Origin of the sequence: Bacillus sp. FSL K6-0993 (genome assembly GCF_037977205.1) — a bacterium.
GTDB lineage: Bacteria > Bacillota > Bacilli > Bacillales > Bacillaceae > Bacillus > Bacillus subtilis.
Genome location: NZ_CP150275.1, coordinates 3,689,481 through 3,715,910, shown reverse-complemented (window position 1 = coordinate 3,715,910; position 26,430 = coordinate 3,689,481). Strand labels below are relative to the sequence as shown.

The 26,430-nt window shown below is 46.3% G+C and carries 22 protein-coding genes and 1 pseudogene; 18 read left to right on the top strand and 5 right to left on the bottom strand.

Annotated elements, in window-relative coordinates:
- Positions 1 to 121: 121 nt before the first annotated feature.
- The 4 genes from MHH79_RS19250 to fnr all read left to right on the top strand — a co-directional run bounded on the left by MHH79_RS19250 (position 122) and on the right by fnr (position 4,354).
- Positions 122 to 550, top strand: a complete 429-nt coding sequence (locus MHH79_RS19250; protein ID WP_003243604.1) for a DUF1934 domain-containing protein — start codon at positions 122 to 124, stop codon at positions 548 to 550.
- Positions 547 to 2,217, top strand: coding sequence for an arginine--tRNA ligase (gene argS, locus MHH79_RS19245; protein WP_015384925.1), 1,671 nt, complete (start codon positions 547 to 549; stop codon positions 2,215 to 2,217). Before MHH79_RS19250 ends, argS begins: the two co-directional genes overlap by 4 nt.
- A 134-nt stretch (positions 2,218 to 2,351) precedes the next feature.
- Positions 2,352 to 3,539 carry a nitrate transporter NarK gene (gene narK / locus MHH79_RS19240; protein ID WP_063334922.1) on the top strand — a complete coding sequence of 396 codons (1,188 nt, stop codon included), beginning with the start codon at positions 2,352 to 2,354 and terminating at the stop codon, positions 3,537 to 3,539.
- Positions 3,540 to 3,637: 98 nt separating this feature from the next.
- Positions 3,638 to 4,354 carry a fumarate/nitrate reduction transcriptional regulator Fnr gene (fnr, locus tag MHH79_RS19235; protein WP_003227573.1) on the top strand — a complete coding sequence of 239 codons (717 nt, stop codon included), beginning with the start codon at positions 3,638 to 3,640 and terminating at the stop codon, positions 4,352 to 4,354.
- Between the two features lie 33 nt (positions 4,355 to 4,387).
- Here the strand turns inward: fnr and MHH79_RS19230 are convergent, their stop codons facing one another.
- On the bottom strand, positions 4,388 to 5,107 hold the full coding sequence (locus MHH79_RS19230) for a YwiC-like family protein (protein ID WP_309530025.1): 720 nt from the start codon (positions 5,105 to 5,107) through the stop codon (positions 4,388 to 4,390).
- Positions 5,108 to 5,250: 143 nt separating this feature from the next.
- Between MHH79_RS19230 and arfM the strand changes: the two genes are divergently transcribed.
- From arfM to MHH79_RS19185, 9 genes and pseudogenes are all read left to right on the top strand, one after another.
- Positions 5,251 to 5,727 carry a Crp/Fnr family transcriptional regulator ArfM gene (gene arfM, locus MHH79_RS19225; protein ID WP_014478284.1) on the top strand — a complete coding sequence of 159 codons (477 nt, stop codon included), beginning with the start codon at positions 5,251 to 5,253 and terminating at the stop codon, positions 5,725 to 5,727.
- A 217-nt stretch (positions 5,728 to 5,944) separates the two neighbouring features.
- Complete coding sequence (locus tag MHH79_RS19220) at positions 5,945 to 9,631, top strand: nitrate reductase subunit alpha (RefSeq protein ID WP_015384920.1); 3,687 nt, start codon at positions 5,945 to 5,947, stop codon at positions 9,629 to 9,631.
- Positions 9,621 to 11,084: a nitrate reductase subunit beta gene (gene narH / locus MHH79_RS19215; protein WP_038427984.1), complete on the top strand. Its 1,464-nt coding sequence runs from the start codon at positions 9,621 to 9,623 to the stop codon at positions 11,082 to 11,084. The genes MHH79_RS19220 and narH overlap by 11 nt, the downstream gene beginning before the upstream one ends.
- Before the next feature lie 25 nt (positions 11,085 to 11,109).
- Positions 11,110 to 11,664 (top strand): nitrate reductase molybdenum cofactor assembly chaperone, encoded by a 555-nt coding sequence (gene narJ, locus MHH79_RS19210; RefSeq protein ID WP_015384918.1) that lies wholly within the window; start codon positions 11,110 to 11,112, stop codon positions 11,662 to 11,664.
- Positions 11,661 to 12,332: a respiratory nitrate reductase subunit gamma gene (gene narI, locus MHH79_RS19205; protein WP_024571808.1), complete on the top strand. Its 672-nt coding sequence runs from the start codon at positions 11,661 to 11,663 to the stop codon at positions 12,330 to 12,332. Before narJ ends, narI begins: the two co-directional genes overlap by 4 nt.
- Before the next feature lie 139 nt (positions 12,333 to 12,471).
- Positions 12,472 to 12,729, top strand: a pseudogene (locus MHH79_RS19200) (YitT family protein); the annotation flags it as partial.
- 130 nt (positions 12,730 to 12,859) lie between these two features.
- Positions 12,860 to 14,362, top strand: coding sequence for a cardiolipin synthase (gene cls / locus MHH79_RS19195; protein WP_063334816.1), 1,503 nt, complete (start codon positions 12,860 to 12,862; stop codon positions 14,360 to 14,362).
- A gap of 88 nt (positions 14,363 to 14,450) precedes the next feature.
- Entirely contained in the window at positions 14,451 to 16,178 is a 1,728-nt protein-coding gene (locus tag MHH79_RS19190) for an ABC transporter ATP-binding protein (RefSeq protein WP_251217774.1), read from the top strand.
- A 9-nt stretch (positions 16,179 to 16,187) separates the two neighbouring features.
- A complete protein-coding gene (locus tag MHH79_RS19185; RefSeq protein ID WP_015384913.1) occupies positions 16,188 to 16,712 on the top strand; it encodes a dihydrofolate reductase family protein in 525 nt (174 codons plus the stop codon).
- 40 nt (positions 16,713 to 16,752) lie between these two features.
- On the opposite strand, the gene MHH79_RS19180 is transcribed toward MHH79_RS19185, so the two are convergent.
- The 3 genes from MHH79_RS19180 to cls (MHH79_RS19170) all read right to left on the bottom strand — a co-directional run bounded on the left by MHH79_RS19180 (position 16,753) and on the right by cls (MHH79_RS19170) (position 19,277).
- Positions 16,753 to 17,025, bottom strand: coding sequence for a hypothetical protein (locus MHH79_RS19180; RefSeq protein ID WP_003227597.1), 273 nt, complete (start codon positions 17,023 to 17,025; stop codon positions 16,753 to 16,755).
- A gap of 80 nt (positions 17,026 to 17,105) precedes the next feature.
- Positions 17,106 to 18,068 (bottom strand): UV DNA damage repair endonuclease UvsE, encoded by a 963-nt coding sequence (uvsE, locus tag MHH79_RS19175; protein ID WP_015384912.1) that lies wholly within the window; start codon positions 18,066 to 18,068, stop codon positions 17,106 to 17,108.
- Between the two features lie 12 nt (positions 18,069 to 18,080).
- Positions 18,081 to 19,277, bottom strand: a complete 1,197-nt coding sequence (gene cls / locus MHH79_RS19170) for a cardiolipin synthase (protein WP_047183339.1) — start codon at positions 19,275 to 19,277, stop codon at positions 18,081 to 18,083.
- A gap of 154 nt (positions 19,278 to 19,431) precedes the next feature.
- Here cls (MHH79_RS19170) and MHH79_RS19165 point away from each other — a divergent pair, with 154 nt between their 5' ends.
- From MHH79_RS19165 to pyrG, 4 genes are all read left to right on the top strand, one after another.
- Entirely contained in the window at positions 19,432 to 21,549 is a 2,118-nt protein-coding gene (locus tag MHH79_RS19165; RefSeq protein ID WP_340034817.1) for a heterodisulfide reductase-related iron-sulfur binding cluster, read from the top strand.
- Positions 21,546 to 22,685, top strand: coding sequence for an acyl-CoA dehydrogenase AcdA (gene acdA, locus MHH79_RS19160; protein WP_063334813.1), 1,140 nt, complete (start codon positions 21,546 to 21,548; stop codon positions 22,683 to 22,685). Before MHH79_RS19165 ends, acdA begins: the two co-directional genes overlap by 4 nt.
- A 182-nt stretch (positions 22,686 to 22,867) precedes the next feature.
- Positions 22,868 to 23,386, top strand: coding sequence for a DNA-directed RNA polymerase subunit delta (rpoE, locus tag MHH79_RS19155; RefSeq protein ID WP_327844899.1), 519 nt, complete (start codon positions 22,868 to 22,870; stop codon positions 23,384 to 23,386).
- Between the two features lie 241 nt (positions 23,387 to 23,627).
- Complete coding sequence (gene pyrG / locus MHH79_RS19150; protein WP_003227612.1) at positions 23,628 to 25,235, top strand: CTP synthase (glutamine hydrolyzing); 1,608 nt, start codon at positions 23,628 to 23,630, stop codon at positions 25,233 to 25,235.
- A gap of 81 nt (positions 25,236 to 25,316) precedes the next feature.
- Here pyrG and MHH79_RS19145 read toward each other — a convergent pair whose 3' ends face one another.
- Complete coding sequence (locus MHH79_RS19145; protein WP_015384907.1) at positions 25,317 to 25,838, bottom strand: DUF2529 domain-containing protein; 522 nt, start codon at positions 25,836 to 25,838, stop codon at positions 25,317 to 25,319.
- A gap of 165 nt (positions 25,839 to 26,003) precedes the next feature.
- On the opposite strand from MHH79_RS19145, the gene spo0F reads away from it, so the two are divergent.
- Positions 26,004 to 26,378, top strand: coding sequence for a sporulation initiation phosphotransferase Spo0F (spo0F, locus tag MHH79_RS19140; protein WP_003227621.1), 375 nt, complete (start codon positions 26,004 to 26,006; stop codon positions 26,376 to 26,378).
- The last annotated feature ends 52 nt before the right edge of the window (positions 26,379 to 26,430 follow it).

Sequence of the window (26,430 nt, the reverse complement as noted above, 5' to 3'; positions counted from 1 at the left end):
TTTATGAGGTTTATCTTCAAATCTGATGAGCAATGATGGTAAGATAGAAGCAGTTGAAGTTTACAAACCGAATGATTATACTATTCAAGTCAAAGTGGAATGATGAAAAGGACGTGTCAGAATGAAGCAAGAGACACCGATAACACTCCATGTGAAGTCTGTGATCGAGGATGACGGAAACCAAGAAGTCATCGAATTCCGCACCACCGGATTTTACTATGTAAAACAAAATAAAGTGTATCTATCTTATTATGAAGAACACGACTTAGGCAAAGTCAAAACGATTGTGAAAGTAAGCGAAGGCGAAGTCCTGGTCATGAGGTCAGGCGCTGTCAAAATGAATCAGCGTTTCGTAACGGGAGCTTCCACAATTGCTAAATATAAAATGTCATTTGGTGAGCTTGAGCTGAAAACAAGCACAAAATCGATTCAATCTGATCTCGATGAAGAAAAAGGCCGTATCAGCATCGCATATGACATGCATGTCGGAGACGAGCAGGAGCATTTACATAATATGACGATCACGTATGAGGGAGGAACTCACGCATGAACATTGCGGAACAAATGAAGGACGTGCTGAAAGAAGAAATCAAAGCGTCCGTTCTGAAAGCGGGACTGGCTGAAGAAAGCCAGATTCCTAATGTTGTTTTAGAAACACCGAAAGATAAAACACACGGCGACTACTCAACAAATATGGCGATGCAGCTGGCAAGAGTGGCAAAAAAAGCGCCGCGTCAAATCGCTGAAGAGATTGTCGCCCATTTTGATAAAGGAAAGGCTTCAATCGAAAAGCTCGATATCGCCGGCCCGGGTTTTATCAATTTCTATATGAACAATCAATATTTAACAAAGCTGATTCCGTCTGTACTGGAAGCGGGGGAAGCATACGGGGAAACAAACATCGGAAACGGTGAACGAGTTCAGGTAGAATTCGTATCAGCGAATCCGACGGGAGACCTTCACCTCGGGCATGCGCGCGGGGCGGCTGTCGGCGATTCCTTGTGCAACGTGCTTTCAAAAGCGGGTTACGATGTAAGCCGCGAATACTACATTAACGATGCGGGAAACCAAATCAACAATCTGGCGCTTTCTGTTGAAGTCCGTTACTTTGAAGCACTCGGATTGGAAAAACCGATGCCGGAGGATGGCTACCGCGGCGAGGATATCATTGCGATCGGAAAGCGTCTCGCTGAGGAATACGGTGATCGTTTCGTTAACGAAGAGGAAAGTGAACGCCTCGCGTTTTTCCGTGAATACGGCCTGAAATACGAGCTGGAAAAGCTTCGCAAGGACTTGGAAAACTTCCGTGTGCCGTTTGATGTGTGGTATTCAGAAACTTCACTGTACCAAAATGGAAAAATCGACAAGGCGCTTGAAGCGCTCCGCGAAAAAGGCCATGTCTATGAAGAAGACGGCGCGACTTGGTTCCGTTCCACGACGTTCGGCGATGATAAAGACCGCGTATTGATCAAGAAGGACGGCACGTACACGTACCTGCTTCCTGATATCGCGTATCATAAGGACAAGCTTGACCGCGGCTTTGATAAGCTGATCAACGTTTGGGGCGCCGATCACCACGGCTACATCCCGCGTATGAAAGCGGCAATTGAAGCGCTGGGCTATGAAAAAGGAACGCTTGAAGTAGAAATCATTCAGCTCGTTCACCTTTACAAAAACGGCGAGAAAATGAAAATGAGCAAACGGACCGGTAAAGCCGTAACGATGCGTGACCTGATTGAAGAAGTCGGCTTGGATGCCGTTCGTTACTTCTTTGCGATGCGAAGTGCGGACACCCATATGGATTTTGACTTAGATCTTGCTGTATCAACATCTAACGAAAACCCTGTGTATTATGCACAATACGCGCATGCCCGTATTTGCAGCATGCTTCGCCAAGGGGAAGAGCAGGGACTTAAACCGGCGGCAGATCTTGATTTCAGCCATATTCAATCAGAAAAAGAATACGATCTGCTGAAAACGATCGGCGGCTTCCCAGAGGCAGTGGCGGAAGCAGCGGAAAAACGAATTCCGCACCGTGTCACAAACTATATTTATGATCTGGCTTCTGCTCTGCACAGCTTCTACAACGCAGAGAAAGTCATCGACCCTGAAAATGAAGAGAAAAGCCGCGCGCGCCTGGCTTTAATGAAGGCAACGCAAATTACGCTGAACAATGCGCTTCAGCTGATCGGCGTATCGGCTCCGGAAAAAATGTAATCACGATCAAAAGGACAAAGTCTTCGGGCTTTGTCCTTTTTTATGAGAAAAACGTGTGATGTAATTCACAATCCTGGTTGCCGGGTTTTTGTATGATAAGACTGATTATTGAATCATTGAAAGGGGCAAGCCAAATGATCAACCGTCAACACATTCAATTATCGTTACAGTCATTAAGCTTGGTGGCAGGGTTTATGGTTTGGGTGCTGATTTCATCACTCATTTCCCAAATCACATTAGATATTCATTTAAGTAAGGGTGAGATTTCTTTGGTGACGGCGATTCCTGTGATCCTCGGATCGCTTCTCCGCATTCCTTTAGGGTATTTAACGAACAGGTTTGGCGCGAGGCTCATGTTTATGGTCAGCTTCATCCTGCTTTTATTTCCTGTATTTTGGATCAGTATCGCGGATTCTCTGTTTGATTTAATCGCAGGCGGCTTTTTCTTAGGGATCGGGGGAGCGGTGTTTTCCATTGGAGTGACCTCCCTCCCGAAATATTATCCGAAAGAAAAGCACGGTGTCGTCAATGGGATTTATGGTGCAGGAAATATCGGGACAGCCGTTACGACATTTGCAGCGCCGGTTATCGCTCAAGCCGTCGGGTGGAAATCAACCGTGCAGCTGTATCTGGTTTTGCTGGCTGTCTTTGCCTTACTGCACGTTTTGTTTGGCGACAGGCATGAGAAGAAAGTCAAAGTTTCTGTTAAGACTCAAATCAAAGCCGTTTACCGAAATCATGTGCTGTGGTTTCTGAGCCTGTTTTATTTTATTACGTTTGGCGCTTTTGTCGCCTTCACTATCTATCTGCCGAACTTTCTGGTGGAGCATTTTGGGCTGAATCCTGCAGATGCCGGCTTGCGGACGGCTGGCTTTATTGCGGTTTCTACGCTGCTCAGGCCTGCGGGCGGATTCCTGGCTGATAAAATGAGCCCGCTTCGCATCTTGATGTTTGTTTTTGCCGGGCTTACATTATCAGGCATTATCCTATCGTTCTCGCCGACAATCGGGCTTTATACGTTTGGATCATTAACCGTGGCCGTCTGCTCAGGCATAGGAAACGGGACTGTTTTTAAACTGGTGCCTTTCTATTTTTCGAAGCAAGCGGGGATTGCCAATGGGATTGTGTCTGCCATGGGCGGATTAGGCGGCTTTTTTCCTCCGCTCATATTGGCGAGTGTATTTCAGGCAACAGGCCAGTACGCGATCGGGTTTATGGCGCTTTCAGAGGTGGCGTTAGCCAGCTTTGTCCTTGTCATATGGATGTATTGGCAGGAAAGAATGAAAACACACACGGAGAGAAACAGCCAGAGCATCAACTAACACTGGGGCATTCACAAGATTGTTAGTTTTTTCTCGATGGGTACAAATCAATTCACGTTACAATAAACACACAACGTGACTTTCTTCGAGGTGAGCTCATGAATTTTCTCTCTGTTCGACCATCTGATAGTGATCTTATATCCAGCGATCTGCATGAATTGCTGGAATCGATCAGCACGAAAAGAAAAATGGAAAAACACACGTATTTGTTTCGAGAAGGAATGGATGCAGAAGAGCTTTATCTGATTCAATCAGGACTTATTGAAATCGGCAAGCTGACATCTGACGGAAAAGACCTGACGCTTAGAATCTGCCAAAAGCATGATATCGTCGGAGAATTAACACTTTTCACTGAAGAACCGAGGTATATGCTCAGTGCAAAAGTGCTAGAGGATGGCGAGGTGCTCGTCATTAATAAAAATAAGCTGGAAAAAGAATTAATCCAAAACGGCGCTTTGACATTTGAGTTCATGAAATGGATGAGCACGCACCTCCGGAAGATTCAGTCCAAAATCAGGGATCTGCTTCTTCATGGTAAAAAGGGGGCGCTCTATTCCACCCTTATCCGTTTATCAAACAGCTACGGAGTGGAGCGAAGCGACGGCATTCTGATTAACATTGTCCTGACAAATCAGGATTTGGCAAAGTTTTGCGCGGCTGCACGGGAAAGCGTCAATCGTATGCTCGGAGATCTCCGTAAAAAAGGGGTTATTTCGATAGACGAATCCGGAAAAATTATTTTGCACAAGCGGGACTATTTACGATGTGAGATTGAGTGTGAAAATTGCCCGCTGGAAATTTGCAATATTGACTGAAAAAAACAAGGACAGCGGTGTCCTTGTTTTTTTTCACCTTGTGATAAACAGGCACATGACGGCAAGAAAGAAGCAGGCATTCACGATTTCCAGAATGCCAATCGTTTTTACGGGCCAATCCCTTCCATGAAAAAACCATGCCCGCAAGCTGCTCGGGATAAAAGCGAGAAACGCCCATCCTGCTCCGAAAAGAGCGGATAAAAAGGGGAGCAGCAGGTGATATCCCCATGACCAGTATGCAAATGCCCTGTTTTTTCTTTCACGAATCACCGATTTCACATAAAAGGAACTCCCGATAAAAAATAAAGCAGACTGCAAGAAAATAAACCAAGCCCAGCCGTCGAGGGTTCCCATCCCCAGCCAGCAGCTCGCAAACCCGCCCGAACAAAAGAACAAGACACCTGCAACATCATTCAATAGGGCCCGTTCGTTTTTTCGGCGGGCAAAATACATATGCATGAAAAACAGCGGCAGTAAAGAAACGCCCACCCAGATGAGAGGCGGCTTATGAAAGACCGAGATCATCAAAAAGCAGCAGGCGGGAAAACCGTAATAACACATCCACTTTTGATATGGTTTGCTTTGTTTCTTTTTTAAGGCAAGCGTAACGGGATAAACCGCTAAGTATAGGAAAAGCCAACCAAGGAAGAGCGGAATATGCCAAATAACGGGGCCTCCCTTGACCATGCCGAGTAAAAATGGGATCAGCAGCATCGCCCACGCGCCGTGCTGCTTCGGAATCAGCGCCTTCATCGAAATCCTCCTTTTTTCTTTCATTATAAATGCAGTCACCCTCCTGATAAGTGACATTCATCATACAGGCTGTGAAATACATCACTGCTGTACAGGCTCGATCGAGCTACACTAAAGCTATCCTTAGCACAGGAGGTTTTCCTATGAATCAGTGTGACTATTTATTATTTCTGAAACAACTTCCTATGTTTAATGAAGTGCCTCTATCCATTGTCGAAACCTTGCTGAAAAACGGCACGTTTATCCGCGGCTCATGTGATCAGTCTCCATCTTTTCTTCATTCTCAATCTGTTTATATTGTATTAAAAGGCAGTGTCCGTTTCATGGACAGCAGGCTCCCTGAAGGGTCGAAAACCGTTGCGCTGTGGGAAAAAGGCGATGTGTTTCCGATTGATGAAAAAGGCGGGCTTTATTTATCGCCCTTTATCTCAGTCAATGCCACTTCAGACATTCTGATTCTCAACATCCCATATTACATATTTAAGAAAATGATGTCTTATCATCCGCAGCTGCAAATGAACTTTTTGGCTATGCTTCAGCAAAATGTTTTTTGTTCCTATCAATTATTTTTGCGGTATCTGCATACATCACAGGATGAAAACGCTGAGCCCGGTTCTTAAATAGAGCCGGTTTTTTTGATCTTTGAATGAAAGGCAGCTAATGACCCAAGTGTCCTGCCTGAACGCAGCCTTCCTCACATCCTGTGAAAATCCTTCCTTCTCCTTTGTGTGAACGTTTTGTGAAAAAAGCAGAGTGTGTGACATAGTTCACAAGGAAACACGCTGTCTCTGTTTATAGTGAACTTAGCATCACCTGACTCGGAAGGAGTGAACTCTCATGAAGAAAAAGAAAATGAGTCCGTTGTTTAGGAGATTGAATTATTTCTCTCCTATCGAACACCATTCAAATAAACATAGCCAAACCACCCGCGAAGATCGCGATTGGGAGAATGTATACAGAAACAGATGGCAGTACGACAAAGTCGTTCGCTCCACCCACGGCGTTAACTGCACGGGGTCTTGCAGCTGGAATATTTATGTGAAAAACGGAATTGTCACGTGGGAAGGACAAAATTTGAATTATCCATCAACAGGCCCGGATATGCCTGATTTCGAACCGAGAGGCTGTCCGCGGGGGGCCAGTTTTTCATGGTATATCTACAGCCCGCTCCGTGTGAAATATCCATACGTGCGCGGTGTGCTGATCAATTTGTGGCGGGAAGCACTGCAAGAACATCAAAATCCATTGGAAGCCTGGAAATCGATCGTCGAAAACCCTGAAAAAGCGAAGTCCTATAAACAGGCGAGAGGGAAAGGCGGTTTTGTGCGCGCTGAATGGCCGGAGGTGCTGAAGCTGATTTCAGCCTCTCTGCTGTATACAGTGATGAAATACGGGCCTGACCGAAACGTCGGTTTTTCTCCGATTCCGGCCATGTCCATGATCAGCCATGCATCAGGCTCTCGGTTTATGTCGTTAATCGGAGGCCCTATGCTCAGTTTTTATGACTGGTATGCGGATCTTCCTCCGGCATCCCCGCAAATTTGGGGTGACCAGACGGACGTTCCGGAAAGCAGTGATTGGTACAATTCCGGCTATATCATCACATGGGGCTCCAACGTTCCGTTAACGAGAACGCCTGACGCGCATTTTTTGGCGGAGGCCCGCTATAAAGGCGCTAAGGTCATTTCGATCAGTCCGGATTTTGCGGAATCCTCAAAGTTCGCGGATGACTGGCTGAGTATTCGCCAAGGGACTGACGGGGCGCTTGCGATGGCGATGGGTCACGTCATTTTGCAGGAATTTTACGTGAACCAAGAAACTGAACGTTTTATTGAGTACGCGAAGCAATACACTGATTTTCCATTTCTCGTCACCCTGTCAAAAGAAAATGGCGTATACACAGCGGGACGGTTTCTGCATGCGAAGGACATCGGGCGGCAGACAAAGCATGATCAGTGGAAGCCTGCGGTTTGGGATGAACAGACAAGTTCATTTGCCATACCCCAAGGGACAATGGGTTCGCGCTGGGACGGGCAACAGAAATGGAACCTGCACATGATTGATGAAGAAACCGGGGAACCGATTGAACCCCGTCTCTCTGTGCTGGGAATAGAGGACGAAATCGGCACGGTGCGCATCCCGTATTTTTCAAATGACGGAAACAAAGTGCTCGAGCGGGATCTTCCTATTAAAAAAATGAACCTGAACGGTGAAGAAACGTACATCACGACCGTGTTTGACTTGATACTGGCTAACTACGGCGTGAACCGGGGCATCGGTAAACGATCGGCTGTCTCCTATGATGATCCTGAGCCGTTTACGCCTGCCTGGCAGGAACAAATGACAGGAATCAAAAAAGAAGCTGTCGTTAAGATTGCCAGAGAGTTTGCCCAAAATGCGATCGATACAGACGGCCGGTCCATGATTATCGTAGGGGCCGGCATTAACCACTGGTTCAACTCCGACACGATCTACCGAGCGGTGTTAAATCTTGTTTTACTTGTAGGCGCCCAAGGCGTAAACGGCGGAGGCTGGGCCCATTACGTGGGGCAGGAAAAGCTCCGACCTGCTGAAGGGTGGCAGACGATTGCAACTGCAAAGGACTGGGAGGGCGTGCCCAAGCTGCAAAACGGCACCTCATTTTTCTACTTTGCGACAGATCAGTGGCGTTATGAGGACCAGCCGATCAGTGATTTGGCATCACCGATTGCTGCGTCATCCCGCTACAAGCACCACGCTGATTACAATGTGCTGGCCGCGCGGCTGGGATGGCTTCCGTCTTACCCGACTTTCAATCAAAATGGCATCGATCTGTATAAAGAAGCTGAAAAAGCAGGGGCAGCAACACCCGAAGACGTAGGTGCGTACGTGGCCTCACAGCTCCAAGAGAAAAAACTGAAATTCGCGATTGAAGATCCTGATAATGAAGTGAATTTCCCAAGAAATCTCTTCGTATGGCGGGCAAATCTGATCTCAAGCTCAGGAAAAGGGCATGAATATTTTCTCAAGCATTTGCTGGGGACGACGAACGGTTTAATGAATGACGATAGCGACAGCATCCGCCCTGAAGAAATCAAATGGCGGGAGCAGGCGCCGGAAGGAAAGCTCGACTTGTTAATCAATCTTGACTTCCGAATGGCCGGTACGGCGCTGTATTCCGATATCGTGCTGCCGGCGGCGACATGGTATGAAAAACACGATCTCAGCAGCACAGATATGCATCCGTTCATTCATCCATTTGCTCCTGCGATCTCGGCTCCGTGGGAATCGAAGTCAGACTGGGATATTTTCAAGGCGCTGTCAAAAGCCGTTTCCGATCTGGCAGAAGAAGTCGATATGGAGCCGGTGAAAGAAGTGGTTGCGACGCCGCTCCTCCATGACACCATGCAGGAATTGGCCCAGCCATTCGGCAAAATCAATGACTGGAGCAAAGGCGAATGTGAAGCCATTCCGGGAAAAACGATGCCGAACATCCAAGTCGTTGAACGGGATTACAAACACATTTTTCATAAAATGACTGCACTTGGTCCGAACGTTGCTTTAAAGCCGAGCGGAACAAAAGGGATGAGCTGGTCAATAGCCGATGAATATGAATCACTCAAACAGAGATTGGGAGAAATCACCTCGGACAGTGTCGCAAAGGGTTGTCCAAATATAAGTGAAGCAAAGCAGGCAGCAGAAGCGATTTTAACCCTATCATCCACTTCGAATGGAAAGGTCGCAGTAAAAGCATGGGAATCACTTGAAAACATCACGAACCTGAAGCTGAAAGACCTGGCGGAAGAACGCGAGGAAGAATGCTTTACGTTCGAACAAATTACAGCCCAGCCGAAAACGGTCATCACGTCTCCAGCGTTTTCCGGATCTGAAAAAGGAGGGCGCAGGTATTCGCCGTTTACAACGAATGTTGAAAAATTAATTCCGTGGCGGACGCTGACAGGCAGACAATCCTATTATGTCGATCATGAACTGATGATGGAATTCGGTGAAACGATGGCGACATTCAAACCGATCCTCCAGCATCGCCCGTTTCTGAGCAAGCGGCCTGATCAAGAGGGAAAAGAAATCGTCCTCAATTATTTGACGCCGCATAATAAATGGTCTGTCCACAGCATGTATTTTGATTCTCTGCCGATGCTGACGCTGTTCCGCGGCGGGCCGACCGTGTGGATGAATAAAGATGATGCAGAGGACACGGATATCAAAGACAACGATTGGATTGAATGCTTTAACCGAAACGGTGTTGTCGTCGCGAGAGCCGTTTTGTCTCATCGGATTCCTAAAGGAATGGCGTTTATGCACCATGCCCAAGACCGCCACATCAACGTGCCCGGCACAAAGCTGACGAATAACCGCGGAGGCACCCATAACAGCCCGACAAGGATACACGTCAAGCCGACACAGATGATCGGGGGCTACGCCCAGCTCAGCTACGGCTTTAATTATTACGGTCCAACGGGGAATCAGCGCGACCTGAACGTCGTCATCCGCAAGCTGAAGGAGGTCGATTGGCTTGAAGATTAAAGCGCAAATCGGTATGGTCATGAACTTGGATAAATGCATCGGCTGCCACACGTGCAGCGTCACCTGCAAAAACACGTGGACAAACCGTTCCGGTGCGGAATATATGTACTTCAATAATGTAGAAACAAAGCCGGGCATCGGCTACCCGAAGCAATGGGAGGACCAGGACAAATATAAAGGCGGCTGGACATTGAAAAAAGGAAAGCTCGAGCTGAAATCGGGCTCGAAAACCAATCGGCTTGCAGGCCTTTTCTATAATCCGAATCAGCCGTCGATTGATGATTACTATGAGCCCTGGAACTATGATTATGAAACATTAACGAACAGCCCGCAGAAAAAACACCAGCCAGTAGCACGCCCGAAATCGTCCTTGACGGGGGATTTCATGAATATCGAATGGGGACCGAACTGGGAGGATGATCTCGCGGGCGGCCACATAACGGGACTTGAAGATCCCAACGTACAAAAGATGGAGGAATCGATCAAAACAGAATTCGATGAGGTATTTATGATGTATTTGCCCCGTATTTGCGAGCACTGCATCAACCCGGCGTGCGTCTCATCCTGTCCATCCGGCGCCATGTACAAACGCGAGGAGGACGGCATTGTGCTTGTGGATCAAAACGCATGCCGTTCATGGAGATATTGCGTCTCATCCTGTCCTTATAAAAAAGTCTATTTTAACTGGCAAACGAACAAAGCGGAAAAATGCACACTCTGCTTTCCGCGTTTGGAGGCGGGACTGCCGACCATCTGCTCTGAGACGTGTGTTGGCAGAATCCGCTACCTCGGCGTCATGCTGTATGACGCGGACAAAGTGGAGGAAGCGGCATCGGTTGAAAACGAAAAGGATCTATACCATTCCCAATTGGACATTTTTCTTGATCCAAATGATCCTGAGGTTGCCAAACTGGCAAAAGAACAAGGCATTCCGGCTGAATGGATAGAGGCTGCGCAGCAATCGCCGATCTATAAAATGATCATTGACTGGAAGATTGCGCTGCCGCTTCATCCAGAGTACCGCACGCTGCCAATGGTGTGGTACATTCCGCCGCTCAGTCCGATTATGAATCTCTTTGAAGGAAAAGGCAGCCGGCAATCCGCGGAAGATATTTTTCCGGCTATCGACCAAATGAGAATCCCGATAGATTATTTGGCGCAGCTGTTAACAGCCGGTGATACGGATCATATTCGGTCAACGTTAAAGAAAATGTCTGTCATGCGCCAGTATATGAGAGCGATCCAGACGAATAAATCAATCGACCCGGAACTGATCTCCAGTGTCGGCTTAACAGAACAGCAAATTGAAGATATGTATCGGCTGCTTGCGATTGCCAAATATGATGACCGCTTTGTGATACCGAGCAGTCATCGAGAAGAAGTTTCAGATTTATATGCTGAACAAGGGAGCTGCGGCTTATCATTTTCAGGCGGCCCCGGCTCCTGTTTCTAACTTTTGATAAATGAGGTGTAACAAGATGAACACCACAGACCGGCAAATGACGTTCTCCGCTCTTTCCTCTCTTCTCTCTTATCCGGATGAAGAGTGGAGAGCTGAGATTCCCGATTGGAAGGCTCTTATCCATGAAATCAGCAACCGGCAAATCCGGGAGAAGCTGCTGCACTTTTTCGAGGCGTCAGCCAGCTTTTCACCGGAAGCGCTGATTGAACACTATGTCTATACATTCGACTTTGGGAAAAAAACAAATATGTATGTCACCTACTTTAACTCGGGCGAGCAAAGGGAACGCGGCGTTGAATTGCTGCATTTAAAAAACACATACGAGCAATCCGGTTTCCTGCCGACAGAGAAAGAGCTGCCTGATTATCTGCCGCTGATGCTGGAATTTGCTGCGGCTGCAGAAATTGAAGCAGCGAGAAGCGTGTTTGAGAAATATCTGTCCAATGTGAGGGAGCTGGCATCCCGTCTCGAAAAAAATGACAGTATATACGCTGAACTGCTGCACGTGCTGCTGGCCGCGCTTGAAAACATCGGCGTACGTGAAAGCGTTGAAGGGGCTGTTCAGGCATGAGCGGGCAGATCCTCTGGGGTATTATGCCATACATTGTATTGACAATCTTTATCGGCGGCCATATTTACCGCTACCAGCATGACCAATTTGGCTGGACGGCGAAATCAAGCGAGCTGTTAGAAAAGAAAAAACTTGCGGCGGGCAGCACACTTTTTCACTGGGGACTGCTGTGCGTTGTCGGCGGGCATGTCATGGGGATTCTGATCCCGGAAGGCGTGTATGCTTCCCTTGGCATTTCAGAGCATATGTATCACAAAATGGCGATTGGCGCTGGCTTGCCGGCGGGCATTGCGGCATGTACCGGACTTGTCATCCTGACGTACAGAAGGCTGTTTGACAAAAGGATCCGCAAAACGAGCTCGCCATCCGATATCCTTACGCTCCTCCTGCTGCTGTTCATGATGCTGTCAGGCGTTGCGGCCACGTTTCTCAACATTGATTCGAAAGGATTTGATTACCGGACCACAGTCGGGCCCTGGTTCAGGGAAATCGCTTTGTTCCGGCCTGACCCCTCGTTGATGGAGAGTGTCCCGCTATGGTTTAAGTTTCATATTGTGATAGGATACGTCGTTTTTATCCTGTGGCCGTTTACGAGATTGGTTCATGTGTTCAGTCTGCCGCTCAAGTATCTGACCCGCAGCTACGTTGTATATCGAAAACGCTCGTGAAAATCCCCCTTGCAAGAGGGGGATTTTTTTATCTTGATGAAAACATAAGATATCTTCTGCCAAGGTAATGGCTGGGCGGCCGGGAATCCTGTTGTGTTTGTATTTGGAAATAACATCAAGAATGAAACGGATTTTACTCATTTTAAACCGGGGAACAGCCAGATTATGACTCAGCCTGACTAACTTGTTTCATTCCTTTCTTTCTGATCAATATCCCGTTTTATATATTTTCTCTCATCAGAATGGGTATCAAATTCACTCTATCCACCGTATTTGCAGTCACAGCGCCGCCTCTTTTTCGGCGCTTGCCGGAGTGCTGAGCGGGTTCGGCCTGCCGCTCATGTTGTCACTCGGCGTTGCCAATAGTCTTGCTTTATTTCTGCAGAAACGATGCGGATGAATTCCGTGACAGTTAGTTTTCTCTAAACTTCTCCTCCTTTGGCGGAGAGGTTTTTTACTTACAAGGTTTATCGATTAGAAAAAAGAGGTAATACAGAGGTAATTGAATCAGATTGGAGAGAATCAGGATGCTGAAAAGGAGACTGGAATTTTTCTTTTTATATATGATGCTCATCGGGGCATATGTCATTTGGTTTTTTCCGGTTTCCAGGCTTGAGTTTTACGGAGGATTGCTTTGCTATATAAGCATTATTTTGTTCAGCATCTATTCATTAATTCTTGAAAACCGCACCTCGCAGCACACGCTGCTATGGATCCATATTCTTGTCTTTTTTCCAATCGTCGGCTACGTGTTTTATCTGTTTTCGGGACAGCTTTATGTAAAGGGAAAGCTATTTAAGACAAAACGAATGTACAACAGGGAAAAGCTCAGGAAGCTGTTTGACAAGGAGGAAACGCCCGAAGTGACAGGGCTTAAGGACAACCAAGAGAGGTTCTTTACATATTCCATCAGGGCTGCCCATATGAATATCAATACGAAAAGCAACATCAAAGTGCTGAAAAACGGCGAAGAAACCTTCCCGGACATTTTCAAAGCAATGAGAAAAGCGGAATCTTACATACATATTGAATACTACATGTTTAAATCAGACATGCTCGGACGCGGCATGATGGACATTATGATGGAGAAAGCGCGCCAGGGTGTCGAGGTGAGGTTTTTATACGATGCGGCAGGAAGCATTAAGCTGGCAAGAAGAGATATTATGAGAATGAAACAAGCGGGGGTGGACATCGTACCGTTTTCTCCGCTGAAATACGGGTTTTTCAACCAGAAGCTGAATTTCAGAAATCACCGGAAAATCGTGATCATCGATGGGAAAACCGGTTTTGTGGGTGGATTAAATGTCGGGAAGGAATATATCAGCAGAGATCCGTACATCGGATTTTGGAGAGATACACACCTGAGGCTTGAGGGGGAAATTGTGCAAACGCTCCACGCTATCTTTATGCTGGATTGGGAATACGTCTCCAATGAAGTGTTAATTGATCAAGAGGAGTACAATACCCCGGTTCCCGTGGAAGGAGGAGGCATTTATCAAATTGTCGCGACAGGCCCTGACATGAAGGAAAGCATGAGCGACCTTTATTATGAAATGATTTCTTCAGCGCAGAAATCAATATGGATCGCCACGCCCTATTTTGTCCCCAATGAATCCATTCGCACGGCGCTAAAAGCAGCGGCGACAAAGGGGGTAGAGGTAAGGGTTATGGTGCCGGAGAAGAACGACAGCTTTTTGACCCAATACGCTTCGAGATCCTATTTCCCGGAGCTGCTCCTTGAGGGCATTGAAGTGTACTCCTACCAAAAAGGCTTCATGCATCAAAAAGTCATGATCATTGATGGCGATCTCGCCTCCGTCGGTACCGCGAATATGGACATGCGCAGCTTTCAGCTCAACTTTGAAGTGAATGTGTTCTTCACGGATGCCGAAGCGATCCGAACCCTTGAGGCCCATTTTGAAGAGGATATGCAGGAAAGTGAAAAGCTCAGCCCTGTCGGCTTTTATAAAAGAGGCGTGGCTGACCGGACAAAAGAGTCGTTTGCCCGCCTGTTTTCAGGTGTTCTGTAAGAAAAAAGAAATCTGATCTTTCAAAACAGCCCGTGTATAGTATAATTGAGAAATATTATCAGTTATTTATACATTGGGGGAAGATAGGGTGCTGCGGCAATTTTTTTCATATTATAAACCATATAAAACGTTGTTTTTTCTCGACTTTTTCTCAGCGATCGCGGGAGGTTTAATGGAGCTGAGTTTTCCTTTGATCGTCAATTATTTTATTGATACCTTGCTGCCGGGCAGGGACTGGGGGCTGATCATCGCGACCTCAATCGGCTTATTTGCGGTGTATGCGCTTAGCTCGGCTCTTCAGTATATCGTGACCTACTGGGGACACATGCTTGGTATCAATATTGAGACTGATATGAGAAAGTCGCTTTTTGACCATTTGCAAAAGCTCTCGTTCAAATTTTACGACAACAACAAGACGGGAACGCTGATGTCGAAGCTCACGAACGATTTAATGTATATCGGTGAAGTCGCCCATCATGGTCCGGAAGACTTATTTATTGCAGTCATGACCATTCTCGGGGCGTTCGGAGTGATGCTGTTTATTAACTGGCAGCTTGCTTTATTAACGTTTATCATTATGCCGATCGTCATTTGGCTAGCGCTTTATTTCAACAAAAAAATGACCAAAGCATTTACCACGCTGAACAAGGATATCGGAGACTTCAGCGCGCGTGTAGAAAATAACATCGGCGGCATCCGGCTTGTGCAGGCGTTCGGAAATGAAGCATTTGAAAAAGAACGCTTCGCCGTCAACAACCAGCGTTTTCGTGTCACAAAGCTTTCTTCCTACAAAATCATGGCGAAAAACGGGTCAATCAGCTATATGCTGACCCGGTTTGTCACGCTGTTTGTCCTTTTGTGCGGGACGTGGTTTGTCATTCGCGGCTCCTTATCGTACGGGGAATTTGTGGCGTTTGTGCTCCTGACGAATGTGCTGTTCAGGCCTATTGACAAAATTAATGCCATTATCGAAATGTATCCGAGGGGGATCGCGGGTTTCAAAAGCTATATGGAGCTCATGGAGACAGAGCCGGACATTCAGGATTCACCTGATGCGAGAGATGTTTCCGGCCTGAAGGGCAATATCCGCTATAAACATGTTTCGTTTGGCTATGATGGACATCACAATGTCCTCAAGGACATCAACCTATCCATTCAAGCGGGGGAAACGGTGGCGTTCGTTGGTCCGTCAGGTGCGGGGAAATCAACGCTTTGCAGTCTGCTGCCGCGTTTTTATGAAGCATCGGAGGGCGACATTACGATTGACGGCACCAGTATAAAAGACATGACGCTTTCTTCGTTGCGCGGGCAGATTGGCGTCGTGCAGCAGGACGTTTTCTTATTCTCGGGCACGCTTAGAGAAAATATCGCCTACGGCCGATTAGGCGCATCAGAAGAAGACATTTGGCAAGCTGTGAAGCAGGCGCATCTGGAAGAGCTCGTCCATAACATGCCCGATGGGTTGGATACTATGATTGGCGAACGCGGCGTGAAGCTTTCCGGCGGGCAAAAACAGCGTCTGTCAATTGCAAGGATGTTCTTGAAAAATCCGTCGATCTTGATTCTCGACGAAGCCACCTCAGCCCTTGATACAGAAACGGAAGCGGCGATCCAAAAGGCGCTTCAAGAGTTGTCTGAGGGGCGCACGACGCTTGTCATCGCCCACAGGCTGGCGACGATCAAAGACGCGGACAGAATTGTAGTCGTCACAAACAACGGTATTGAAGAACAAGGCCGTCATCAAGACCTGATCGAAGCCGGAGGCCTATACAGCAGGCTGCATCAAGCGCAATTCGGGCAAATGGTGCATCGATAGGAGGAGAACATGGAAAGAAAAACTGTGCTGTACATTGCTGTTTCATTGGACGGGATGATCGCAAAAGAAGATGGAAGCATCGATTGGCTGGATGAATTTGAAGGTGAAGGTGACAACGGCTACAGTGATTTTTATCAGACTGTTGATACAGTCATTTTAGGGCGGAGCACATATGAGCACGTTAAAGTGCTAACACCGGTTTTCCCGTATCAGGATAAAACCTGCTATGTTTTTACAGGATCGCCCGACAGTTATCAAGATGAACATGTGACGTTTATCAATGAGGGAGCCAGAGCCTTCACTGCCCGTTTGAAACAGGAAAAAGGCTCAAACATCTGGATAGCTGGCGGGGCAGAGCTGATGAATGCCTTTATGAAAGAAGATGCCATTGATGAATTCATCATCACTGTTATTCCCGTCGTTTTAGGAAGCGGCATCCCGCTGTTTCACGAACTAACAAATGAAACAAAACTGCGGTTAAAAGGGACAAAACAATTTGGACAAGCGGTTCAGCTCCATTATGTAAGAGCATAAGAAAAAGGATAGACAGATGTCTATCCTTTTTGTATGTAAGTTAGAGCGCTTCTCTCTCAGCAGGCTCGATGAGATTTTGGAATTTTTCAATGAGCTGTGATGCTTTTGTTCCTTCAACTACGATCAGATATTCCTTTTCATTATGAGCCATGCGGAATGTTTCAAGCTCAATTAAGCTTTTGATTTTGCACATCGTTTTCTTTGAATAAATATAAACCTCGTGGCTTCCGGAATGGCACATTTTATAAAGATGAATCAAATTTCTTAAAGTAAAGGCCTGTGCGGCTACTTTCAGAGACTTGATATTTTTCATGATCTTTCTCCTCCATCGATTGTTGTCTTATATAGCCTAAGTTCCCAAAGCGGACAAGTAGTAAACCTATTTTTGCACATTTATGATTTCCATTGCAGCGCACCGCCCCCGAGGCGTTTGACACCTCGGATAGAGCTTAATTCATCCATCAAGCGGAGAAGCGCCTTGTCTTTCTGCTTTGCTTCAATCATGAAATCAATATTAGTTCCCCATTGCCTAAATCGTTCCAACAGCGGCAGCAAAAAGTTAGCATCAACATAATCGGCATGGCTGCGTATCGCTTGCTCCGATTTTGGGGAAGACAAGTGAACCTTTGGCTGAAGGCCGATCCGCTCCCACGTTTTGATCATGCGGGGCAGTGCTTCATTCAGGTCGGCGTGATCGTCTGGATTGGCATAAAAATGATGAAAGTCAAAGACAAACGGAACATCCTCCTGCTCACAGACCTGAAGCGTTTCTTCCGTTGTATATGTTTTATCATCATTTTCAAGTGTCATCCGCTCTTTGATCTCCTGCGGCAGCTGTTTTATATTTTGATGAAATTGTGCAGTAGCGGTGTCTTTATTTCCGTAAGCGCCGCCAATATGAATGTTGATAACGGAGCGATCAGCAATGCCCATGGCCTCAAGCATGCGGTAGTGATACGCCATATCGGTTACCGCATTTTTTGTGACGGATTCCTTCGGGCTCGTAAACAGAGTGAATTGATTTGGATGAAAGCTTGTTCGCAGTTGATGTGTTTTAACAAGCTCTCCAATCTCCCGAAACTCTTTTTGAAACGGTGTTACAAAATCCCACATCACGTCGGGATGCGTAGCCAGCGGCACAATCGAACTGGAAAAACGGTACAAAGGAATGCCGTGGCCGATGATATAGTGAAGGGTTCTCATCGTATTGCGCAAATTGGCTTTTGTCACAGTCAGAAGCGCTTCTTTTCTTTCAGTCTTTGAAAGCTTTGAATAACGCGCGAATGTCAATGTTTTAGCGGGAGACGCATCCCAAAGGCTCATCGCATTTGAAACGAACCCGAATCTGAAAATCATAGGAACTCTCCTTTATAAGAAATAAGATAATGCCCTGCCGAGCCATTCCGCCGGGCGCTGCCTGAATGTGCGCTTGCTGAAATCCTCCATGGTCAGCCGCTCCGACTTTTTCATATCCTCCTCAATCGTGGCATAGACTTCACTTGTAAACGCTTCGTCATCAATTTCGACATTCACCTCTTCATTTAAAAACAGGCTTCGTTTATCGAAGTTGGCTGTTCCGATAATGCTAAGATGGTCGTCTATGATGAGGGCTTTTACATGATAAAACCCTTGATAATAACGATAAATAAGACAGCCGGCATCCAAGAGCTCCGAATAATACGTAAAAGCCGCTTCTCGTACCAGCGGATGGTCTGATTTCATCGGTACAATGATTCTCACGGATACGCCGTTTTTTCTTGCGTTAATGAGGGCCTCTTGAAGCGGCTTTGATGGAATGTAATAAGGCGTGCAAACCGTAAGGCGATTCTTCGCTTGGGCAATATTGGCCAAGTATTTGTTTTCAAGGGAATAACCGTCCGTCGCATATATCTTGTGAGAAATAGTTCCTTGCTGAAGCTTTGGCCAAACATCCGAACCCAGTTCGATTCCGGTATTTCGTTTTAGATCAGAAGCAAAAAGCGTTTGAAGATCATGTACGCCTTCTCCCATCATGCGCAGATGATAATCCTCCCAATTGCCGAACTTCGCCTTCTTTCCAAGATATTCTTCGGCGATATTAAACCCGCCGATATAACCGATTTTTCCGTCTATCACCGTAATCTTCCGGTGATTTCGTTTTTGCATGTGAAAAAAGAAAAAAGGAAAACGGGGACGATTCATCACATGGACATGGACGCCGGCATTTTTCATCGTCTGCAGCGCCGTTTTTTTAATTGCCCGGCAGCCCGCCCAATCCAGAAGCAAATAAACGGAGACGCCAGCTTGGGCTTTTGTTTTCAGCAAGGTATACATATTGTGGCTGACCTCATCATTTTTCATAATAAAAAACATCATGTGAACAGAAGAGGCGGCCTGACGAATATCATTCATCATCCGCTCAACGAGATCAGCGCCGCAGTGGATCAATTCGATGTCACTCTTCTTTTTTGAAAAAACAGGCTCGTACGCCTTTTTTCTGTATCCGGCACGGCCCATGAAGATATCAAGCAGAATCAAGGCAAAGAAAATAACGACAATGATCATAATCACGATAAATACCTTCATACCGGCACTCCTTTCCGTAGTAAAGGTAGTGTGCCCGAACAGCAGGAATTTAATTATTGACTGAACACTCATTCATTATTTATCATAAAGATAATCTTATACAGATTCGGGGGTAGGGGATCGCGGTCTTTATCAGTAAAAAGGGGGAATTGGAATGAGCGGCTTTCTCATCGCAAATGCATTATTATTTCTGATTGTAACCGCTTACGCTGTCTATTTGTTTGTGTACTTGGTCAAAACGAGACTGGCCTACATCAAGCTCGGCCAGAAAGAACAATTTGATCAACGGTTCAAGGAACGGCTTCACGCCATATGGGTGAATGTATTCGGACAGAAAAAACTGCTCAAGGACAAGAAAAGCGGAATCATTCACGTCATGTTTTTCTACGGATTTATATTGGTTCAGTTCGGAGCAATTGACTTTATCATCAAAGGACTGGCTCCCGGCCGGAATCTGCCGCTTGGCCCGGTCTATCCCGCCTTCACCTTTTTTCAGGAAATTGTTACGTTTCTCATTTTAATTGCTGTTGGGTGGGCATTCTACAGACGTTATATCGAAAAGCTCGTGAGGCTGAAACGCGGTTTCAAAGCCGGACTCGTTCTCATTTTTATCGGAGGATTAATGCTGACCGTTCTGCTTGGGAACGGGATGAATCTGATTTGGCATGAGCATGGGCTTTCTTGGAGCGAGCCAATTGCCTCAGGTATTGCATTTATGCTTAGCGGTGTCGGGAAAACAGGCGCGGCGGTGATTTTCTATATCGCATGGTGGATCCATCTCCTATTCTTGCTTAGCTTTTTAGTGTACGTGCCTCAGTCGAAGCATGCCCATTTAATCGCCGGCCCGGCAAACGTCTTTTTCAATAGAATGGAATCTGCCGGAAAACTTGAAAAAATTGATTTTACCGACGAAACGAAAGAAAGCTACGGAGCGGGAAAAATTGAGGATTTCAGGCAGTCTCAGCTGCTTGATCTGTACGCGTGTGTCGAGTGCGGCCGCTGTACAAATATGTGTCCTGCAACAGGCACCGGAAAAATGCTTTCTCCGATGGATTTGATTTTGCGTCTCAGAGACCATCTCACGGAAAAAGGCGCTGCCGTCACCTCGCGCTCCCCATGGGTGCCCGCAGCAGCATTTCGGCATACGAGAGGCAATCAGCTGGCTGCGGCGTCAGCGGGCAGCGGATCGCAGGAAGCCGCAGCGGCGCTTGATTACAATCCAAGCTTGATCGGCGACGTCATCACAGAGGAAGAAATTTGGGCATGCACCACTTGCCGGAACTGTGAGGATCAATGCCCGGTCATGAATGAGCACGTGGATAAAATCATCGATCTCCGCCGCTACCTCGTACTGACAGAAGGAAAAATGGACAGTGACGCCCAGCGCGCAATGACAAGTATTGAGCGGCAGGGGAATCCGTGGGGACTCAACCGCAAGGAACGTGAAAATTGGCGTGACGAGGCGCCGGATGCTGAGATTCCGACTGTAAAAGAAATGAAAAAAGAAGGAAAAGAATTTGAGTACCTTTTCTGGGTAGGCTCCATGGGGTCTTACGACAACAGAAGCCAGAAAATCGCAATTTCCTTTGCCAAGCTGCTCAATCACGCGGGCGTGTCCTTCGCGATCCTAGGCAATAAAGAAAAAAATTCAGGAGACACGCCGCGCCGCCTCGGAAATGAATTTTTGTTCCAAGAGCTGGCTGAGAAGAATATTTCTGAATTTGAAAAAAATGATGTCAAAAAAATCGTTACGATCGATCCCCATGCATACAATTTATTTAAAAATGAATATCCGGATTTCGGATTTGAAGGCGAGGTTTATCATCATACAGAAGTGCTGGCCGAGCTTGTGAAAAACGGAAAATTAAATCCGCAGCACCCGCTTCATGAGACGATTACCTTTCATGATTCGTGCTATTTGGGCCGGTACAATGAAGTCTATGATCCGCCGAGAGAGATTTTGAAAGCCATTCCGGGCGTGCAGCTTGTTGAAATGGAGAGAAACCGGGAAACCGGCATGTGCTGCGGAGCTGGCGGGGGATTAATGTGGATAGAGGAAGAAACAGGCAACAGGATTAACGTCGCCAGGACAGAGCAAGCGCTCGCAGTCAACCCATCGGTGATCAGTTCCGGCTGTCCGTACTGTCTCACAATGCTTGGGGACGGCACAAAGGCGAAGGAAGCCGAAGACCAAGTCAAAACGTACGACGTCGTCGAGCTTCTGGCTCAATCCGTTTTAGGCGCTGATCTGAAAATGGGGGAGAAGCAATGAATTTTTCATTATCAGAAGAACATGAGATGATACGAAAATTGGTGCGCGATTTTGCGAAGCATGAGGTGGCCCCGACAGCGGCAGAACGAGACGAACAAGAACGCTTCGATCGCGAGCTGTTTCGGGAAATGGCAAATCTGGGGCTGACGGGAATTCCGTGGCCTGAAGATTACGGCGGAATTGGAAGTGACTATTTAGCCTACGTCATCGCGGTGGAGGAGCTGTCAAAAGTGTGCGCCTCCACCGGTGTGACGCTTTCCGCCCATATCTCTCTTTGCAGCTGGCCGCTGTTTGCCTTTGGGACGGAGGAGCAGAAGACAGAGTACTTAACACAGCTGGCCCTCGGAGAGAAAATCGGCGCATTCGCTTTGACCGAAGCAGGGTCTGGCTCTGACGCCGGCAGCATGAAAACAACTGCTGAACGAATCGGCGATGACTATGTGTTAAATGGTTCCAAAGTGTTTATCACAAACGGCGGCGTTGCTGATATTTACATTGTTTTTGCCGTCACCGATCCCGAGAAAAAGAAAAAAGGCATTACCGCTTTTATAGTAGAAAAGGATTTTGAAGGATTTTTTACAGGCAAGAAAGAAAAGAAGCTGGGCATCCGTTCTTCACCGACAACGGAAATCATGTTCGAAGATTGTGTAGTGCCCGCATCAAAGCGTCTCGGAGAAGAAGGAGAAGGCTTCAAAATCGCGATGAAGACGCTTGACGGAGGAAGAAACGGCATAGCCGCACAAGCCGTGGGCATCGCCCAAGGAGCGCTTGATGCGGCGCTTCAATATGCAAAAGAGCGAAAGCAATTCGGAAAATCGATCGGCGAGCAGCAGGGCATTGCTTTTAAACTCGCGGATATGGCGACAATGATAGAAGCTTCAAGGCTATTGACCTATCAGGCTGCGTGGTTAGAATCATCGGGCCTTCCATATGGAAAAGCTTCCGCGATGTCCAAACTGATGGCTGGGGATACGGCGATGAAGGTGACGACCGAAGCCGTGCAGATTTTCGGCGGCTACGGCTATACAAAAGATTATCCGGTAGAACGCTATATGCGTGATGCAAAAATCACGCAAATCTATGAAGGCACTCAAGAAATTCAAAGACTGGTCATCTCCAGAATGCTCGCGGATTAACGGAAAACATCTCTCAGTCGGATCACTCTTGTAAAATTATTTAAATTAACGCTGTTAAGGGTAGCATATTCTGTTTTATTTTGTTTATAATGAGAGGTATGGTTTGTATAAGAACGATACAAAATCGCTTACATTATTGATAAAACAGATACATATAAGTAATAGAAAGGGAGTGTCCGACCTTGGGTATCAAACAATATTCACAGGAAGAGCTAAAGGAAATGGCTTTAGTTGAAATCGCTCACGAATTATTTGAAGAACATAAAAAACCAGTTCCTTTTCAGGAGCTTTTAAATGAAATCGCATCTTTGCTCGGCGTGAAAAAAGAAGAGCTTGGAGACCGCATCGCTCAATTTTATACAGATTTAAACATTGACGGCCGCTTCCTGGCGCTTTCTGACCAGACGTGGGGGCTTCGCAGCTGGTATCCGTATGATCAGCTTGATGAAGAAACTCAGCCGACAGTCAAGGCGAAAAAGAAAAAAGCGAAGAAAGCAGTCGAAGAAGATCTTGATCTTGACGAGTTTGAAGAGATCGACGAAGACGACCTTGATTTGGATGAAGTTGAGGAAGAACTCGATCTTGAAGCTGACGATTTTGACGAAGAAGATCTTGATGAAGACGACGATGATCTTGAGATCGAAGAAGATATTATTGATGAAGATGATGAAGACTATGATGAAGAAGAGGAAATTAAATAGTATCAGATTTCATCTTCAAAACGATCTTGACTTTCATAGTCGAACTATGTAGTATGTATTTTGGGCTCTTCAAAAACGAAGAGAGAACATAGTACGTTATGCTCCCTTTCAAGAAATTGAAAGGGAGCTTTCTTATTTTCACCCCTCATTTTTCTTATAAATCATTTAAAAGGCTAAATGATTTTTTATAAAATAGTACATTTTAAAAATGTAGCTAAGAGCGAAGAGAGGAGCAAACGAAATGACGAAATATATTTTTGTAACCGGGGGAGTTGTATCCTCACTTGGAAAGGGTATTGTAGCAGCTTCATTAGGACGTTTGCTGAAAAACCGCGGACTGAACGTGACGATTCAAAAATTCGATCCATACATCAACGTTGACCCGGGAACAATGAGCCCGTACCAGCACGGTGAAGTATTCGTAACGGATGACGGCGCTGAAACAGACTTGGACCTTGGTCACTATGAGCGTTTTATCGACATTAACCTGAATAAATTCAGCAACGTGACAACAGGTAAAATCTATTCAACAGTTCTTAAAAAAGAACGCCGCGGAGATTACCTTGGCGGAACCGTACAGGTCATCCCGCACATCACAAACGAATTGAAAGACCGTGTTTACCGCGCAGGGAAAGAGACAAACGCAGATGTTGTTATTACAGAAATCGGCGGTACTGTCGGAGACATCGAATCACTGCCATTCCTTGAAGCAATCCGCCAAATGAAGAGCGACATCGGCCGTGAAAACGTAATGTACATCCACTGTACGCTTGTACCTTACATTAAAGCTGCTGGCGAATTAAAAACAAAACCGACACAGCACAGCGTAAAAGAATTGCGCAGCTTGGGCATTCAGCCAAACATCATCGTCGTTCGTACAGAAATGCCGATTTCTCAAGATATGAAAGATAAAATCGCGCTTTTCTGCGACATCGATACAAAAGCGGTTATTGAATGTGAAGATGCGGACAACCTTTACTCCATTCCGCTGGAGCTTCAAAAACAAGGGCTTGATAAGCTTGTTTGCGAGCACATGAAATTGGCTTGCAAAGAAGCGGAAATGTCCGAGTGGAAAGAGCTTGTTAACAAAGTCAGCAATCTGTCTCAAACGATTACAATCGGCCTTGTCGGCAAATACGTTGAGCTTCCTGACGCATACATTTCTGTTGTCGAGTCTCTCCGCCATGCGGGCTATGCGTTTGATACAGATGTAAAAGTGAAGTGGATCAACGCAGAAGAAGTGACAGAAAACAATATCGCAGAACTCACAAGCGGAACAGACGGCATCATTGTGCCGGGCGGATTCGGAGACCGCGGTGTTGAAGGCAAAATCGTCGCGACAAAATACGCGCGCGAAAACAACATTCCGTTCTTGGGCATTTGCTTGGGCATGCAGGTGGCGTCTATTGAATACGCACGAAACGTATTGGGCTTAAAAGGCGCTCACTCAGCGGAAATTGATCCGTCAACTCAATACCCGATCATTGATCTTCTTCCTGAACAAAAGGATGTTGAGGATCTCGGAGGAACGCTTCGTCTCGGCCTTTACCCTTGTAAGCTAGAAGAAGGTACGAAAGCCTTTGAAGTGTATCAGGATGAAGTGGTGTACGAGCGCCACCGCCACCGCTATGAGTTTAACAATGAATTCAGACAGCAAATGGAAGAGCAAGGCTTCGTATTCTCAGGCACAAGCCCTGATGGACGCCTTGTTGAAATCATCGAGCTGAAAGACCACCCTTGGTTCGTGGCTTCTCAGTTCCACCCAGAGTTCAAGTCAAGACCGACAAGACCTCAGCCTCTATTCAAAGGCTTTATCGGAGCGTCTGTCGAAGCTGCAAATCAGAAGTAATAAAAAAGACTTGCCGTTTGTCAAAAGCGGGCAAGTCTTTTTTATTTGTTTCCGGTAAGTTCCAGCATGTACAATAAGATATTATGCATACTCTTGCAGAATTTCTTTTAGTGTAAACGATAAAGCGTGATAGACATACAGTGCTGTCATTAAAGAGGGAAACCCGTAACGGGTGCCGTCTTCATCGGGAACAAGCGGCATTTTTAATTTAGAATCAATATGCACATCACAATACTGTTCTAATCCCGTACTGTCTTTGGCTGCGGGCGATACGCATACGACTCCCGCACCTTTTTCATAAAGCTCTTTTGCGAGCGCCTGTTCTTCGGCTGTGCCCGTCCCTGAGCAAAACATCAGCACCCTGTCGCTTTCTGTCACTTCCTCAGCGCTTTCTGGAAAGGCTTTGACAGATGGGAAGGGTTCTTTGCTTTCGGTGGCCTCATAAAAGACGCCCTGAAGCTCATTCGCTCCGTATAAATAAATGGAATGCCCGCTGATCACCGCTTGAGCAAGCAACCGCGCCCCATCTTCAATCGCGTCAGATTCCTTATCCTGAATGCGGGAAAAAATACCTGTTAACTGCGTCGTGAATATTTTCAACATAAGTGAATCCTCCTTTATAACGTACAATATCAGTATACAACAAAAGAGAAAATGCTCAGAAAATGTCGTAAAGTAGACTATTATAATTAAAGGAAATAGGAAAATCAAACAGAATACATACAATACTGCTTACTTTTGACGAAAATCATAATATTGGGGTGTAAAATGATGAATGAAAAAATTTTAATCGTTGATGATCAATACGGCATTCGTATTTTGCTAAATGAAGTGTTCAATAAAGAAGGCTACCAGACGTTTCAGGCTGCGAACGGCCTGCAGGCGCTTGACATTGTGACAAAAGAACGGCCCGACCTTGTGCTTTTGGACATGAAAATTCCCGGCATGGACGGAATCGAAATCTTAAAACGGATGAAGGTCATTGACGAAAACATCCGGGTCATTATCATGACGGCATACGGAGAGCTCGACATGATCCAAGAATCGAAGGAATTGGGCGCTCTGACGCACTTTGCCAAGCCGTTTGACATCGACGAAATCAGAGACGCCGTCAAAAAATATCTGCCCCTGAAGTCTAACTGACAAAAAGAAGAAACAAATGAATCATGTCATTATGTTGCCGATTTGTCGAAAA